The following is a 14,512-nucleotide window of genomic DNA, read 5'->3' as shown; positions in this document are numbered from 1 at the left end:
CACAACAGATTCGGCGCCGGACGGCCGCGCGACACGCGCGCACCGGAACGCGGCGCAACGGAGACTTGCCCCCATGTCGTCGCTTGCTGACGTAGACACGCATGTCCGGGAAGTGCTGAACATCGTCAATAATCCGCTGGCCGCACGCCGCGCCAGCGATTCGGTCGCGCAATCGTGGCTGCGGTGCCTCACGGAATTCAGGCTCGATCCGGGCCGCTTCGTCATGCCGCCCGTGCTCACGCAGCACGAGCTCAACGATCGCCGCGAAGCCGCGACCGATCTCATCGCGTGCTCGAAGCTGGAAATGACGACCTTGTATCAGCAGCTCGCCGACCCCGAACTCGCCGTCGTGCTCGTCGATGCCGACGGCGTCATCGTGCATCAGGTGTCGTCAGTGCCGTTCGGCGAAGCCGTCGCGGCCGATGGCCTGCGCGTCGGCGCGCTGTGGAGCGAGCGCGAAGCCGGCACCAACGGCATGGGCACTTGCCTCATCGAGCGCGATTGCATCGCCGTATGCCAGCACGAGCACTTCTATCCGCGCTATACGTCGCTCACCTGCTCGGCCGCGCCGATCTTCGACGAGCGTGGCACCGTCGTCGGCGTGCTCGACGTGACGAGCCGCTCGAAGCTCCTGCAACAGCATTCGCTCGTGCTCGTCGGCATGTCGCGGCAGATGATCGAAAATCGTCTGATCGATGCGCGCTACCGGCACGCGAACATGATCCACTTCCACAGCCGTCCCGAGTTCGTCGGCACGCTGCACGCGGGCAAGCTCGCCGTCAGCGACGATGGCGTCGTGCTCGCCGCAAGCCGCAGCGCGCTCTTCCAGCTCGATCTGCGCTCGCCCGGCGAACTGTGCGGCAAGCGCATCGAGGAAGCGTTCAATGCATCGCTCGAGGACATGATCGCGCGCAGCATCCGCGGCTCGTTCCACCCCGTGACGGTCTATAGCGCGAAGGCCAACAGCCGCTTCTTCCTCACCGCGCAGACGCCGCGCGAAGGCGGCAGCGGCGCGACGCGCATCCTGATGAACGATCCCGTCTCGCGTGACCTGTCCGCGCCCGCCGCGCGCCCGAAGGCGCCGAAGAAGGACATGCGCGAGACGACTACCGCCGGCCGTCTCGACAAGCTCGCCCATCTGGAATTCGGCGATCCGCGCATGGCCTCGCAGATCCAGCTCGCCGCGCGCGTGATCCAGCGCAAGATTCCGATCATCCTTCGCGGCCAGACGGGCACCGGCAAGGAAGTGTTCGCCAATGCGCTGCACAGCATCAGCCCGAACGGCACGGGTCCGTTCGTCGCGGTGAACTGCGCGTCGCTGCCGGAGAATCTGATCGAAAGCGAGTTGTTCGGTTATCGCGCGGGCGCATTCACCGGCGCGCAGCGCGAAGGACGGCGCGGCAAGATCGTGCAGGCGAACGGCGGCACGCTCTTTCTCGATGAAATCGGCGACATGCCGCTCACGTTGCAGGCGCGTCTGCTGCGCGTGCTCGAAGAGCACGAGGTCACGCCGCTCGGCGCGGAAACCATCGTGAAAGTGGATTTCCAGTTGATCAGCGCGAGCCACCGCAATCTCGTCGAGCTCGTGCAGACGGGCATGTTCCGCGAGGACCTGTATTACCGGCTGAACGGGATCGAGATCAATCTGCCGCCGCTGCGCGAACGCGCCGATGCGCTCGCGCTCATCGCTCATATTCTCGAAACCGAATCCGACGATCCCCCCGCGCTCTCCGCCGAAGCGCGGCAGGCGCTGCTGTCGTATCCGTGGCCAGGCAACATTCGCCAGTTGCGGCATGTGCTGCAAATGGCGATCGCGCTCTGCGACGGCCCCGAGATCCGCTGCGCGCATCTGCCGGCGGAGATCGTGAACGGCGCCGCCCCGATTACGCAGACTGCGGCGCGCGCGCCGGTTGCGCCGGCGCCGCATCTGACCGAAGACGCCGATACATCGTCGCTCAACGCGATCCAGGTGAAGGAGCGCGAGACCGTGCTGCAATTGCTCGACGAGCATCGCTGGAACGTGAGCAATGTCGCGAAAGTGCTGGGTATCAGCCGCAATACGCTGTACCGGAAGATGCATCGCCTGCATATTCGCCTGTCGCACGACACGCCCGACGCATGACGGAACCCACGCCCGCCCGCCGGCTCGACGAGTTCAAGCCCGACGCGCGCTTCGCGTGGTGCGTGACCGGCTCCGGCCATATGCTGGAGGAGTCGATCGCGCTCGCACGGCAACTGCCGGGCGTCGATCTGTTTCTTTCCGCTGCCGGCGAGGAAGTGCTGCCGCTCTACGGCTGGACGCTCGCCAAGCTGCGCGAGCACTTCAAGGTGTTTCGCGACAACAGCGCGAGCAGCGTGCCCGTCGGCATGATCTATCACGGCGAATATCACACGGTCGTGATCGCGCCCGCGACGAGCAATACCGTCGCCAAATGCGCGTTCGGCATCTCCGACACCTTGCCCACCAATCTCTATGCGCAAGCCGGCAAGCAATGCGTGCCGGGCATCGTATTCGCATGCGATACCGCGCCGAGCGTCATCACGCAGACCCCGCACGAATGGGTCGAAGTGAGGCCGCGCGCGATCGAGTTCGAGAACGTCGAGCGGCTCGCGCGCTTCGCGCATACCACCGTGGCCCGCTCGCTCGACGATCTCAGGGCCGCGCTCGATCAACGCCTGTCGGACCTGAAGCTCGCATGGAACACATCGTCTTCCTGACGGGGCGGCTCGCGCAGTTGAGCCTTCATCAGGTACTCGAAAGCATCGCGCCCGCCGCTGTCGGATCGCCCTTCACGTGGGAAGTCCGCGAGATCGGTCTGCAGGTCGCGGGACTGATGACCGCCGACATGATCCGTCGTCGCGTCGAAACGCCTTTGAGCGAACGCACGAGCCGCATGATCGTGCCCGGCCGATGCCGTGGCGATCTCGATGCCCTCACCGCCCATTACGGCGTGACGGTCGAGCGCGGCCCCGAGGAAGTGAAGGACTTGCCGCAGTTTTTCGGGCGCGAGGCGCGGCATATGGATCTGTCGCGCTACGAGACTGAAATCTTCGCGGAGATCGTCGATGCGCCGCGCCTCGATCTCGATGGCATCGCGGCGCGCGCGCGCCAATACAAGCGTCAGGGCGCCGATGTAATCGATGTCGGCTGCCTGCCGGAGACAGCCTTCCCGCATCTAGAAGATGCGGTTGCGATGCTGAAGGAGCAGGGCTATCGCGTGAGCGTCGATTCGATGCGCGATGAAGAACTCGTGCGCGGCGGACGCGCGGGCGCGGACTATGTGATGAGCCTCAACGCCGACACGTTGTGGATCGCGGATGAAATTGCATCGACGCCGATTCTGGTGCCGCGCGAACCCGCCGACGTCGCCTCGCTCGATGCCGCGATCGAAGCGATGACGAAGCGCGGCCGCCCCTTTCTCGCCGACCCGATTCTCGATCCGATTCCGTTCGGGCTCGCGGCGTCCATCGCGCGTTACGTGTCGTTGCGCGAACGCTATCCCGATGTGCCGATCATGATGGGCGTCGGCAACGTGACCGAGTTGACCGAGGCGGACACGAGCGGCATCAACGCGGTGCTGTTCGGCATGGCGGCCGAATTGCGCATCGCTGCCGTGTTGACGACTTCGGTGAGTCTGCATGCAAGGCGTGCCGTTCGCGAAGCCGATGTCGCGCGCCGCGTGATGCATGCCGCGCGCGAAACGCAGACGCTGCCGAAAGGCATTTCCGCGGATCTGTCGGCGCTGCATGCGAAGCGGCCTTTTCCGTACGACGCCGACGAGATCGCCACCCTCGCCGCCGCGATACGCGATCCGAATTTTCGCGTGCAGGTATCGGCAGATGGCATTCATGTCTATAACCGCGATGGTCATCATGTCGCGATCGATCCGTTCGCGCTTTATCCCGAGCTGAAGGTCGAGAGCGATGGCGGTCATGCGTTTTATCTCGGCGTGCAGCTTGCGCGCGCGGAGATCGCCTGGCAGCTAGGCAAGCGCTTCGATCAGGATCAGCCGCTCGATTGGGGATGCGAAGTCGATCGGCCGGATGAGGATCTGATGGCGTGGCATGCGCCCGGCAGCACCAAAAAGAAGAGCTAGGGCTTCCATTTGATCGAGCATCCGAGCGCCGGGTATTGCGCTTCGGGCGCTTCTCCGTTTGCGGCTATCGCGCGCATCGCTTCGAACAGATCGCGGCGCGCGTCGGGCAAGGCTTCCTTGCGCGATGCGTCGATACGACCGCGATATCTCAATCGCAGATCACGGTCGAAGCCGAAGCATTCCGGCGTGCAGACCGCGCCGTAGGCTCGTGCGATCTCCTGCGTTTCATCGTGCAGATAGGGGAACGGCAGGTTCCATTCTTTCGTGAGCGCGACCATGCGATCGAATGCATCGTCGGTGTAGACGATCGCGTCGTTCGAATTGATGCCCGCCACATTGACGCCGATCTCCTTCAGCGCGTGCGCATCGCGAATCAGATTCGGCATCGCGGCTTTCACGTAAGGGCAGTGATTGCACATGAACACGATGACGAGACCGTTCGCGCCCTTCAGCGAGTCGGGCGTGTAACTCTGCCCGTCGGTCGCGGGCAGCGTGAATGCGGAGGCTGTCGCGCCGAGTTCCGCGGTCGGAGATTCTGTGGGCATGAGATAGCTCCCAATTTGCTGGGTTGGCCGTTCGGCATATTGGCGGGTTGGTCGGAGTCGGATAGCATGGGATCTCTTGTTAGTTATCCGGAGTAATCGTGTACATTTTCAGTATTGAAGAGGCGCAGAAGGATTTGCAGAAGCTCCTCGATCTCGTGGCGGACGGAAAGGATGTGGCTATCGGTGGCGAGCGTCCGGTGCTGCTGCTCAAGGTACGGTCTGTCAAGAATTTCGACAATGACAAACCTGAAGCCACGGGTTCGATCATCGTGTTCGATCCCGAAGACGAGAGCGTCTTCGAGGACGAATCCTTCAAGCCTTTGCCCGATGACATCATCGACCAGATGTACAACGGTCCAATTTTCCCGGAAGAAGCCAACGTCATTCACGAGAGCCGATGATGCGTGTACTGCTCGATTCTCACGTCTATATCTGGCGTGTGTCGAAAGATCGGCGACTACCCGCTCGTATTCGCAAGTCGATAGATGAGGCGGAGCAGGTGTACGTCAGTACGGCCACCATCTGGGAGCTGTCGATCAAGGCGGCGCGCGGCAAGCTGGACCCGCGCGCCGCACGAACCATCGACGAGCTTGGAGCGCAACCGTTCATCGTGCTTCCGGTCCAACTCAAACATGCTCTCGCGGTACGGGACATGCCTGACCTGCATCGCGATCCGTTCGATCGTCTGTTAGTCACGCAGGCGCGAACGGAAGTGCTCAGATTTCTGACAGTCGACAGTGAACTCTCCGAATACCTTGACGCCGCGATCCCCGCCTGACCCAGCGCCGCCCGTCCCAAACCAACGAGCGGCGCTCCTTTCAGTGATATCGCTTCGCCATCGCCTCCAGCGCCATCGGCCTGATCCGATCAGCATGCCCCGCACACCCGAACGCCTCGAAGCGCTCGATACACAAGTCCCGCGCCGCCGCCGTCGCCGCTTTCAACGCATGCCGCGGATCGAACTCCGACTTCGCCGACGCCATCGCCCTGCGCATCGCGCCGGTCATCGCGAGACGAATATCCGTGTCGATGTTCACCTTCCTCACGCCGTTCGCGATGCCGCGCCGAATTTCCTCCACCGGCACGCCGAACGTCGCCGGAATTTCGCCGCCGTGCTCGCGAATGATCGCAAGCCATTCCTGCGGCACCGAAGAAGACCCGTGCATCACGAGATGCGTGTCCGGAATGCGCGCGTGAATCTCGGCGATGCGATCGATCGCGAGGATATCGCCGGTCGGCTGGCGGCTGAACTTGTACGCGCCGTGCGAAGTGCCGATGGCGATCGCGAGCGCATCGATGCCCGTCGCCTCGACGAACGCGCGCGCTTCGTCGGGGTCGGTCAGCAATCGATCGTGACTCAACGTACCTTCCGCGCCGACGCCATCTTCCTCGCCCGCGCGCCCCGTCTCCAGCGATCCGAGACAGCCCAGCTCGCCTTCCACCGACACGCCCACGGAATGCGCCGCCTCCACGACGCGCCGGCTCACCTCCACGTTGTACTCGTATTCGGCGGGCGTCTTCTGATCGGGCATGAGCGAGCCGTCCATCATCACCGACGTGAAGCCCGAGCGTATCGCCTGCTGGCAAACAGACGGGCTCGCACCGTGATCCTGATGCAGGACCACCGGAATATCCGGATGCGCCTCGACGGCCGCAAGCACCAGATGCCGCAGATACGGCTCGCCCGCATACTTGCGCGCGCCCGCCGACGCCTGCAGGATCACCGGGCTCTTCGTCGCCTCGGCCGCCTGCATGATCGCGTGCACCTGCTCCATATTGTTGACGTTGAAGGCCGGCACGCCGTAAGCGTGCTCCGCCGCGTGATCCAGCAACTGCCTCAATGCGATGAAAGCCATCGTGATGTCTCCATGCGGGGTGCGAAAATTCAGGCCGCCACGCGGCGCGCTTCATCGACGAGCGCCGCGGTCGTCACGCCGAAGTGCGCGAACAATTCGCTCGCGGGCGCGGATTCGCCGAAGCGATCGATGCCGATCACGCCGCCATTCAATCCGACATACTGCCGCCAGAAGGCCGTGACGCCCGCCTCGATGGCGACGCGCGGCACGCCTTCGGGCATCACGCGTTCACGCCACACGTTGCACTGGCGATCGAACACGGTCGTCGATGGCATCGACACGACGCGCGCGAGAATGCCCTCTTCCTTCAGCGGCTCGACGGCCGCGAGCGCGAGCGCCACTTCCGAACCGGTCGCAATCAGCACGACACGGCGCGCATCGCGTTCGCATGTCGATGGCCAGTCGAGAAGCACGTAGCCGCCGCGCTCGATGCCATCGATCTGCGCTTCATCGCGCGGCACGAAGGGCAGATTCTGGCGCGACAGCAGCAGGCACGAAGGCCGGTCGCGCTCCACCGCGCTCACCCATGCCTGCATCGTCTCGACGGTATCGCAGGGACGCCATACGTCGAGGCCCGGAATCATGCGCAGGCTCGCGGCATGCTCGATCGGCTGATGAGTCGGGCCGTCCTCGCCAAGGCCGATCGAATCGTGCGTAAAGACGAAAACCACGCGCGCTTTCATCAGCGCGGCCATACGCAACGCGTTGCGCGAGTAGTCGGAAAACGTGAGGAAGGTTCCGCCGAACGGCAGATAGCCGCGATGCAGCGCGACGCCGTTCAGCACCGCGCTCATGCCGAACTCGCGCACGCCGAAGTGGATGTAGTTGCCCTTCTCTGGCGTTGCGCTCACATCCACCGCATCCTTCCAGCGGGTGAGATTCGATCCGGTCAGATCGGCCGAGCCGCCCAGCAGTTCGGGCAACGCGCGCGCGAGACCCTCGATTGCGAGTTGCGATGCCTTGCGCGTCGCCACCGTCTGCCGCGCGCGATCCGCATCGCGCACGAGCGCATACGCCATGTCGCGCCAGTTCGAGGGCAGCGCGCCGCGCACGCGACGCTCGAACTCGGCGGCCTCATCCGGAAACACACGGCGATACGCGTCCATGCGGCGATGCCACGCTTCCTGCGCCGTCGCGCCCGCCTCGCGGGCGTCCCAAAGCGCGCGAACCGATGACGGAATCTCGAAGGGCGCATGCGTCCAGTCGAGCGCGCGGCGCGTCGCTTCGACTTCGTCGGCGGGAAGCGGCGCGCCGTGCACGTCGTGCGTGCCGGCCATGTTGGGCGCGCCCAGGCCAATCACCGTCTTGCAGCAGATCAGGGTCGGACGATCAGACTCGCGCGCGTCCTGCAACGCACGCGACACGTCTTCGACATCGTGGCCATCCACCGCGCGCACGACGTGCCAGCCGTACGATTCGAAGCGCTTCGGCGTATCGTCGGTGAACCAGCCATCGACATGGCCATCGATCGAAATGCCGTTGTCGTCGTAGAGCACGGTGAGCTTGTCGAGCCGCAACGTGCCCGCGAGCGACGCCGCTTCATGCGACACGCCTTCCATCAGACAGCCATCGCCCACGAAAACATACGTGCGATGATCGACGATCTCATGCCCCGGCCGATTGAATTCGCGCGCGAGCAAGGCCTCGGCGAGCGCCATGCCGACCGCATTCGTCAAGCCCTGGCCGAGCGGCCCGGTCGTCGTTTCGACGCCGGGCGTCACGCCCACTTCCGGATGCCCCGGCGTCTTGCTGCCCATCTGGCGAAAACGCCTGATCTCGTCGATGGACAAGTCATAGCCGCTCAGATGCAAGAGCGCATAGAGCAGCATCGAACCATGACCGTTCGACAGCACGAAGCGGTCTCGATCCGGCCAGTCCGGATCGGCGGGATTGTGCTTCAGATGACGCCCCCACAGCGCGACCGCGATCTCCGCCATGCCCATCGGCATGCCGGGATGACCGGAGTTCGCCTGGCTGACGGCATCGACGGCGAGCATGCGCAGCGCGTTCGCCATCTGTCGCGTATCGGGTGAGCGATGAAGTCTGGGAAAAGCCTCAGCGACGGCATTCATGAGATGCCTCCTTTGATACAAGATGAGAAATCTTTCTAGGCGCGCGCGCGTCGGTCGCGCAGTTGCAGAATCATCGGCGTGAAGATGAGCTGCATCGCGAGACCCATCTTGCCGCCGGGCACGACGATCACATTCGGCCGCGACATGAACGAGTCGTGCAGCATCGTCAGCAGATAGGGAAAGTCGATGCCCTTCGGCTTCGCGAAGCGGATCACGACGAAGCTCTCGTCAGGCTGCGGAATCTCGCGCGCGGTGAACGGGTTCGACGTATCCACGGTCGGCACGCGCTGAAAATTCACATGCGTGCGCGAGAACTGCGGACAGATGTAGTTCACGTAATCGGGCATGCGGCGCAGGATCGTATCGACTACGGCCTCGTGCGAATAACCGCGCATCGTCTGGTCGCGATGCAGCTTCTGAATCCATTCGAGATTGATGATCGGCACGACGCCGACGAGCAGATCCGCATGGCGCGCGATATCGACCTTGTCGGTCACGGCGCCGCCGTGCAGGCCCTCGTAGAACATCATGTCGGTGCCGGGCGTGACGTCCTCCCACGGCGTGAAAGTGCCCGCGTCCTGTTTGTACTGCGCGCCTTCGCCTTCATCGTGCACGTAATGGCGAAACTGGCCGCCGCCCGTGCGGCCGTAGGTATCGAACAAGGATTCGAGTTCTTCGAGCAGATTCGCTTCCGGCCCGAAGTGGCTGAAATTGACGCGGCCGTCGCGCTCGCTCTGCTTCATCGCCTCGCGCATGCCGAGACGATCGTAACGATGAAACGCATCGCCTTCGACGATCTGCGCATTGATTTTTTCGCGCCTGAAGATATGCGTGAAGCTCTTCATGACGGTGGTCGTGCCGGCGCCGCTGGAACCGGTCACCGCGACGATCGGATGTTTGACTGACATGCGCTGCCTCCCTGATATTCATGTAATGAGCGCTGTTTCAGATGCGTTTCTACGCTTCCGTCTCCGGCAGGAACAGCGAGCGTTCCTTGAACAACGGCGACGTGAACGGCTTGTCCTCGCCGCGATCGTATTCGCCGTGATAGCGCTGAATGCGCTCGACTTCATTGCGCGAGCCGAGAATCACAGGCACGCGCTGATGCAAAGCCTCGGGTTCGACATCGAGAATGCGCTCGCGTCCCGTGATCGACAGCCCGCCCGCCTGCTCGACGATGAAGCTCATCGGGCTCGCTTCATAGAGCAGACGCAGGCGTCCTTCCATCTCGGGCGTCTTAAAGTCGCGCGGATACATGAACACGCCGCCGCGCATGAGGATGCGATGCACTTCCGCGACCATCGACGCGATCCATCGCATGTTGAAGTCCTGCGCGCGGCAACCGGTGCGGCCGTCCTTGCATTCCTGCACGTAGCGGCGCACGGGCGGCTCCCAGAAGCGCTCGTTCGATGCGTTGATCGCGAACTCGCACGAATCCTCGGGAATGCGGATATCGGAATGCGTGAGCACGAAATTGCCGACATCGCGTTCCAGCGTGAAGCCGTGCGTGCCGTTGCCGACGGAGAGCACGAGCATCGTCGATGGTCCGTAGATCGCATAGCCCGCCGCAACCTGTTCGCGTCCGGGGCGCAGAAACGATGCGTCGTCCGGAGGGCCGCTTTCATCGCCGACGCGTCTCAGCACGGAGAAGATCGAGCCGACCACGCCATTGATGTCGATGTTCGATGAGCCATCGAGCGGATCGAACGCGAGCAGATACTCGCCGCGCGGATACGGCTCGGGAATCGCATAGACGCGCTCCATCTCTTCCGACACCATGCCCGCGAGCAGACCGTCCCATTCGCAATGTTGCAGGAAGATATCGTTGGTCACGAGGTCGAGCTTCTTCTGTTCCTCGCCATGCGTGTTGACCGATTGCGCCGAGCCGTGCTGTCCGCCCAGCGCGCCGCGCGTCAATGCGGCCGCGATCGTCTTGATCGATGCGGCCACGTCGATGAGAAGCGCGGACAGGCCGCTCGCGGCTTCCGGACCGGGCTTACGGTCCAGCGTGTCGATCAGGAACTTCGATAAGGTCGTGCGTCCATCCTGCATCGCGCTCTCCTTTTGCGTCATGAATCGGTGAACACACGGCTCGCGCGGATATCGCTCGCGTCGAGTTGCATCAATGCATCGGCATCGGCGATGGCGCTGCCGTTTTCGGCGGCGGCGAACAGACGATTCGCCTGACGCAGACGCGCGCGATCCAGCGCATTGCGCACCGAGCGCGCGTTGGCGAAGTTCGGCTGTCTGATGCGGTGCGCGAGATACGCTTCGAAGGCGTGGCGTGCGTCTTCGTCGAAGCGATAGTGCATGTCGGTCAGCATGTGCTCGGCGATCTGCAGGAGCTCGTCGGGCGCATAGTCCGGAAACACGAGGTGATGCGCGATGCGCGAACGGAAGCCCGGATTGCTGTGAAAGAACGTCTCCATGCGCGACTCGTATCCCGCGAGAATCACGACGAGATCGTCGCGCTGGTTCTCCATCGTCTGCAGCAGTATTTCAATGGCTTCCTGCCCGTAGTCGCGCTCGTTCTCCGGGCGATACAGGTAGTAGGCCTCGTCGATGAAGAGCACGCCGCCCATCGCACGTTTGAGCACTTCGCGCGTTTTGGGCGCGGTATGACCGATGTACTGGCCGACCAGATCGTCGCGCGTCACCGAAACGAGATGATTGCGCCGGATATAGCCGAGCCGATGCAGCACCTGCGCCATGCGCAGCGCGACCGTGGTCTTGCCGGTGCCGGGATTGCCCGAGAAGCACATGTGCAGCGTGGGCGCACCCGACGCGATACCGAGCGTCTTGCGGGCGCGCTCGACGAGCAGATGCGCGGCGATCTCGCGGATGCGCGTCTTGACCGGCGCGAGACCGATGAGATCGCGATCCAGTTCCGCCAGCACTTCGCCGATGCGCGATTCGCGGTAGAGCGCCATCAGGTCGGCTGTGGTTTGAAGAGGCGCTTCTTCTTCGAGCGTGGCTGCGGCGCTCATGATGTCTTCTCCTGATCAATAGCGCTCGCCGCTCGGGCGATCGGTTGCGTAGGTGCGGATTGCGTAGCGCTGGACGCGATTTTTGTCGTCCTGGCGTTCGAGGCGGAAGCCTCGTTCTTGCTCCGGGCGGTTCACCATGAATGACAGACGCATCGTTTCGAAGCCGCGCACCGAGTCGAAGGCGTTCACCTTGATGTAGTGGTTCGGATATGTCTTGCGGCATTCGTTTACTTCCATCAGGACGCCGGCGGCATCGCGGAGGTCGAACATCGGTAAGCCCCACATTTCCCAATACGTGTTGCGGGGATGGGGATCGTCGGTGTATTCCACTGAGCATGACCAGCCCTGGTCCAGGGCGTAATTTATTTGCTTGGAGATTTCCTCGTCCGTAAGCGGGGGCAGGAAGGAGAATGTTCCTTGGGTTATGTTCATTTCGATATCCTTAGGGTTTAGTTTTGCGTTTGCGTTTGTAGAATCCTGATCTCGTGTCGGTCTATTAGCTCTGCCCCTCCCCGGGGCGGGGGTCACTTTCTTTGCTGCTGCAAAGAAAGTAACCAAAGAAACAGCTATCCCCAGCCTAAGCACTTCACACCGGCCGCGGCACAGACGATTGGCCTAATGGCCCGGCTGTAGCGAGTGCCCCCGCAAGCAGACAAGAGCTTGGACCGCGCACGGTCTGACAAATCGCACCACAGAACAAACTGGTTCAGCACGAAATAGCTCCAGCCCGCTTCGCGGCCGACCGGTCAATCGGGTTTGCGCGTGCTTCTTTGCTAATTCCTCTCCTATAGATGGTTTCCCTTGCAAACCCAACGGCAGCGCGAAGCGCTGTGCCGAAGCTATTTGGTGCTGAACCAGCGCGCTAAAACGTCTAGCGCGTCAGACCGTGCGCGAGCCAAGCCCGACTGGGCCTGTGAGGGCGACACTTAGGCGAGTGCCGCCTGCGGCTGGCAAGCATGGCCAACGTGCGTGTGACCGCGGGCTTAAACGAGCTGCTTTCTTTGGTTACTTTCTTTGCAGCAGCAAAGAAAGTGACCCCCGCCCCGGGGAGGGGCAGTGCTAATAAACCAATAAGAAATCGGGATCCGGCGAAAAAAAACCCCCTTACACCGCCGTGGCAGTAACAGCAAAATCCGGCGTATCCGTCGAAGCATAGTTAAAGGTCACATCGCGCCAGGTATCGAGCGCCTGCTTCAACGGCGTACACCCCCGCGCAGCGGCTTCAAGTATCTCCGGTCCTTCATTAGCAATATCGCGCCCTTCATTCCGCGCCTTCACCATCGCTTCGAGCGCAACGCGATTGGCCGTCGCACCGGCCTGAATACCTTGCGGATGCCCGATCGTGCCGCCGCCGAATTGCAGAATGCAATCATCGCCGAAGAGATCGAGCAGTTGATGCATCTGTCCTGCGTGAATGCCGCCCGACGCCACCGGCATCACCTTGCGCAAACCCGCCCACGGTTGATCGAAGAAAATGCCGCGCGACAGATCCGGCTCATTGCGCGCGTCGCGGCACACGTTGTAATAGCCCTGCACCGACAACGGATCGCCTTCCAGCTTGCCCACCGCCGTGCCCGCATGCGCATGGTCCACGCCGGCCATGCGCAGCCACTTCGCGATCACGCGGAACGAAATGCCGTGATTGCGCTGCCGCGTGTACGTGCCATGCCCCGCGCGATGCAGATGCAGGATCATGTCGTTGCGACGCGCCCATTTCGACATCGACTGAATCGCGGTCCAGCCGATCACCAGATCGATCATCACGATGCACGAGCCCAGTTCCTTGGCGAATTCGGCGCGCTCGTACATGTCTTCCATCGTGCCGGCCGTCACATTCAGGTAATGCCCCTTCACTTCACCGGTTTCGGCCTGCGCGCGATTCACGGCTTCGATCGCAAAGAGATAGCGGTCGCGCCAGTGCATAAAGGCCTGCGAGTTGATGTTCTCGTCGTCCTTCAGGAAGTCGAGACCGCCTTTCAGTCCTTCATACACGACACGTCCATAGTTCTTTCCCGACAACCCGAGCTTCGGCTTCACGGTCGCGCCGAGCAGCGGCCGCCCATACTTGTCGAGCCGCTCACGCTCGACGATGATGCCCGTCGGCGGGCCCTGGAATGTCTTCAGATACGCAACCGGAATGCGCATGTCCTCCAGACGCAGCGCCTTCAGCGGCTTGAAGCCGAACACATTGCCGATGATGGACGCCGTCAGGTTCGCAACCGATCCCTCCTCGAAGAGATCGAGCTCATAGGCGATGTACGCGAAGTATTGCGGCTCGTCGGCGCGTGCGTTCGGCACGGGTTCGACGCGATACGCCTTCGCGCGATACATGTCGCACGCGGTGAGGCGATCGGTCCACACGACGGTCCACGTCGCCGTCGACGACTCCCCCGCGACGGCGGCGGCCGCTTCCTCCGGCTCGACGCCTGCTTGCGGCGTGATGCGAAAGAGCGCGATCACGTCGGTATCCTTCGGCGTGTAGTCGGGCTGCCAGTAGCCCATCTCGCGATACTTCATGACACCGGCCGCATAGCGCGAGCGCGGATCGGACGGATTGCGCGCCGCCTCGACGGCGGCCTTGCTGAAGTCGTTCATTCCGTTTCCTCGACAGTGAGATGAGAGTGACGTGCGCCCCGATGTCCGAAGCGACCGTCGCGCTTGTGTTGCCCGCTGTGATTCCAGACTACGCACTGGCCGCGAGGAAAGGAATTCACGAATAACTTGCCGGACCATAAGCGATGCCTTAGTCGGGATTAGCCCTGATGCGTTTGTGGCTGCGCGAGTGGGACACTTTGTTCTGATTTCGTCACAGTCGGCGCTCACGATGAGCGAGCCGCGTTCTTCGGCATCCGCTTCATGCCATTGGCATGACGCTTGCATCGTCGAAGTGCCGGCCCCCTCCCGGCCGCCTGGCGGATTCGTCCGCATCGGCAAATCATTGAAGCGGTAACCGAG

13 protein-coding genes are annotated in these 14,512 nt (G+C 62.8%); 5 read left to right on the top strand and 8 right to left on the bottom strand.

The genetic code is table 11. From position 1 onward, the window contains the following. Window positions 1-73 precede the first annotated feature (73 nt). Genes ACEN42_RS15915 through ACEN42_RS15905 form a run of 3 tightly spaced genes read left to right on the top strand, consistent with a single transcriptional unit; the run spans window position 74 to window position 4,097 of the window. On the top strand, window positions 74-2,122 hold the full coding sequence (locus tag ACEN42_RS15915) for a sigma-54-dependent Fis family transcriptional regulator (RefSeq protein WP_371881790.1): 2,049 nt from the start codon (window positions 74-76) through the stop codon (window positions 2,120-2,122). Next, window positions 2,119-2,718, top strand: a complete 600-nt coding sequence (locus ACEN42_RS15910; protein ID WP_371881789.1) for a flavoprotein — start codon at window positions 2,119-2,121, stop codon at window positions 2,716-2,718. The genes ACEN42_RS15915 and ACEN42_RS15910 overlap by 4 nt, the downstream gene beginning before the upstream one ends. Beyond that, window positions 2,697-4,097 (top strand): DUF6513 domain-containing protein, encoded by a 1,401-nt coding sequence (locus ACEN42_RS15905; protein WP_371881788.1) that lies wholly within the window; start codon window positions 2,697-2,699, stop codon window positions 4,095-4,097. The genes ACEN42_RS15910 and ACEN42_RS15905 overlap by 22 nt, the downstream gene beginning before the upstream one ends. Here ACEN42_RS15905 and ACEN42_RS15900 read toward each other — a convergent pair. Further along, window positions 4,094-4,642 carry a thioredoxin family protein gene (locus ACEN42_RS15900; RefSeq protein ID WP_371881787.1) on the bottom strand — a complete coding sequence of 183 codons (549 nt, stop codon included), beginning with the start codon at window positions 4,640-4,642 and terminating at the stop codon, window positions 4,094-4,096. The genes ACEN42_RS15905 and ACEN42_RS15900 overlap by 4 nt on opposite strands. A 98-nt stretch (window positions 4,643-4,740) precedes the next feature. Between ACEN42_RS15900 and ACEN42_RS15895 the strand changes: the two genes are divergently transcribed. Both ACEN42_RS15895 and ACEN42_RS15890 read left to right on the top strand, forming a co-directional pair. Further along, window positions 4,741-5,043, top strand: coding sequence for a hypothetical protein (locus ACEN42_RS15895; protein ID WP_029672361.1), 303 nt, complete (start codon window positions 4,741-4,743; stop codon window positions 5,041-5,043). Further along, window positions 5,040-5,420, top strand: a complete 381-nt coding sequence (locus ACEN42_RS15890; protein WP_371881786.1) for a type II toxin-antitoxin system VapC family toxin — start codon at window positions 5,040-5,042, stop codon at window positions 5,418-5,420. Before ACEN42_RS15895 ends, ACEN42_RS15890 begins: the two co-directional genes overlap by 4 nt. 40 nt (window positions 5,421-5,460) lie before the next feature. Here the strand turns inward: ACEN42_RS15890 and fba are convergent, their stop codons facing one another. From fba to ACEN42_RS15855, 7 genes are all read right to left on the bottom strand, one after another. Then, window positions 5,461-6,498 (bottom strand): class II fructose-bisphosphate aldolase, encoded by a 1,038-nt coding sequence (gene fba / locus ACEN42_RS15885; protein WP_029672363.1) that lies wholly within the window; start codon window positions 6,496-6,498, stop codon window positions 5,461-5,463. 29 nt (window positions 6,499-6,527) lie between these two features. Then, entirely contained in the window at window positions 6,528-8,570 is a 2,043-nt protein-coding gene (gene tkt, locus ACEN42_RS15880) for a transketolase (protein ID WP_371881785.1), read from the bottom strand. 35 nt (window positions 8,571-8,605) lie between these two features. Next, entirely contained in the window at window positions 8,606-9,478 is an 873-nt protein-coding gene (locus ACEN42_RS15875) for a phosphoribulokinase (protein WP_029672365.1), read from the bottom strand. Window positions 9,479-9,527: 49 nt separating this feature from the next. Beyond that, on the bottom strand, window positions 9,528-10,622 hold the full coding sequence (locus ACEN42_RS15870; protein ID WP_238217315.1) for a class 1 fructose-bisphosphatase: 1,095 nt from the start codon (window positions 10,620-10,622) through the stop codon (window positions 9,528-9,530). Between the two features lie 17 nt (window positions 10,623-10,639). Then, a complete protein-coding gene (gene cbbX / locus ACEN42_RS15865) occupies window positions 10,640-11,557 on the bottom strand; it encodes a CbbX protein (protein ID WP_371881784.1) in 918 nt (305 codons plus the stop codon). A gap of 15 nt (window positions 11,558-11,572) precedes the next feature. Further along, window positions 11,573-11,989 carry a ribulose bisphosphate carboxylase small subunit gene (locus ACEN42_RS15860; protein WP_029672368.1) on the bottom strand — a complete coding sequence of 139 codons (417 nt, stop codon included), beginning with the start codon at window positions 11,987-11,989 and terminating at the stop codon, window positions 11,573-11,575. Between the two features lie 672 nt (window positions 11,990-12,661). Further along, the gene (locus tag ACEN42_RS15855; RefSeq protein WP_238217311.1) at window positions 12,662-14,152 is read right to left on the bottom strand and encodes a form I ribulose bisphosphate carboxylase large subunit; all 1,491 of its coding nucleotides are present in this window, start codon (window positions 14,150-14,152) and stop codon (window positions 12,662-12,664) included. Window positions 14,153-14,512: the final 360 nt, after the last annotated feature.

Source organism: Caballeronia sp. S22, assembly GCF_964261745.1.
Classification (GTDB): domain Bacteria; phylum Pseudomonadota; class Gammaproteobacteria; order Burkholderiales; family Burkholderiaceae; genus Caballeronia; species Caballeronia jiangsuensis.
The sequence above is the reverse complement of the archived record's forward strand: the minus strand, read 5'-3'. Positions and strand labels throughout refer to the sequence as shown.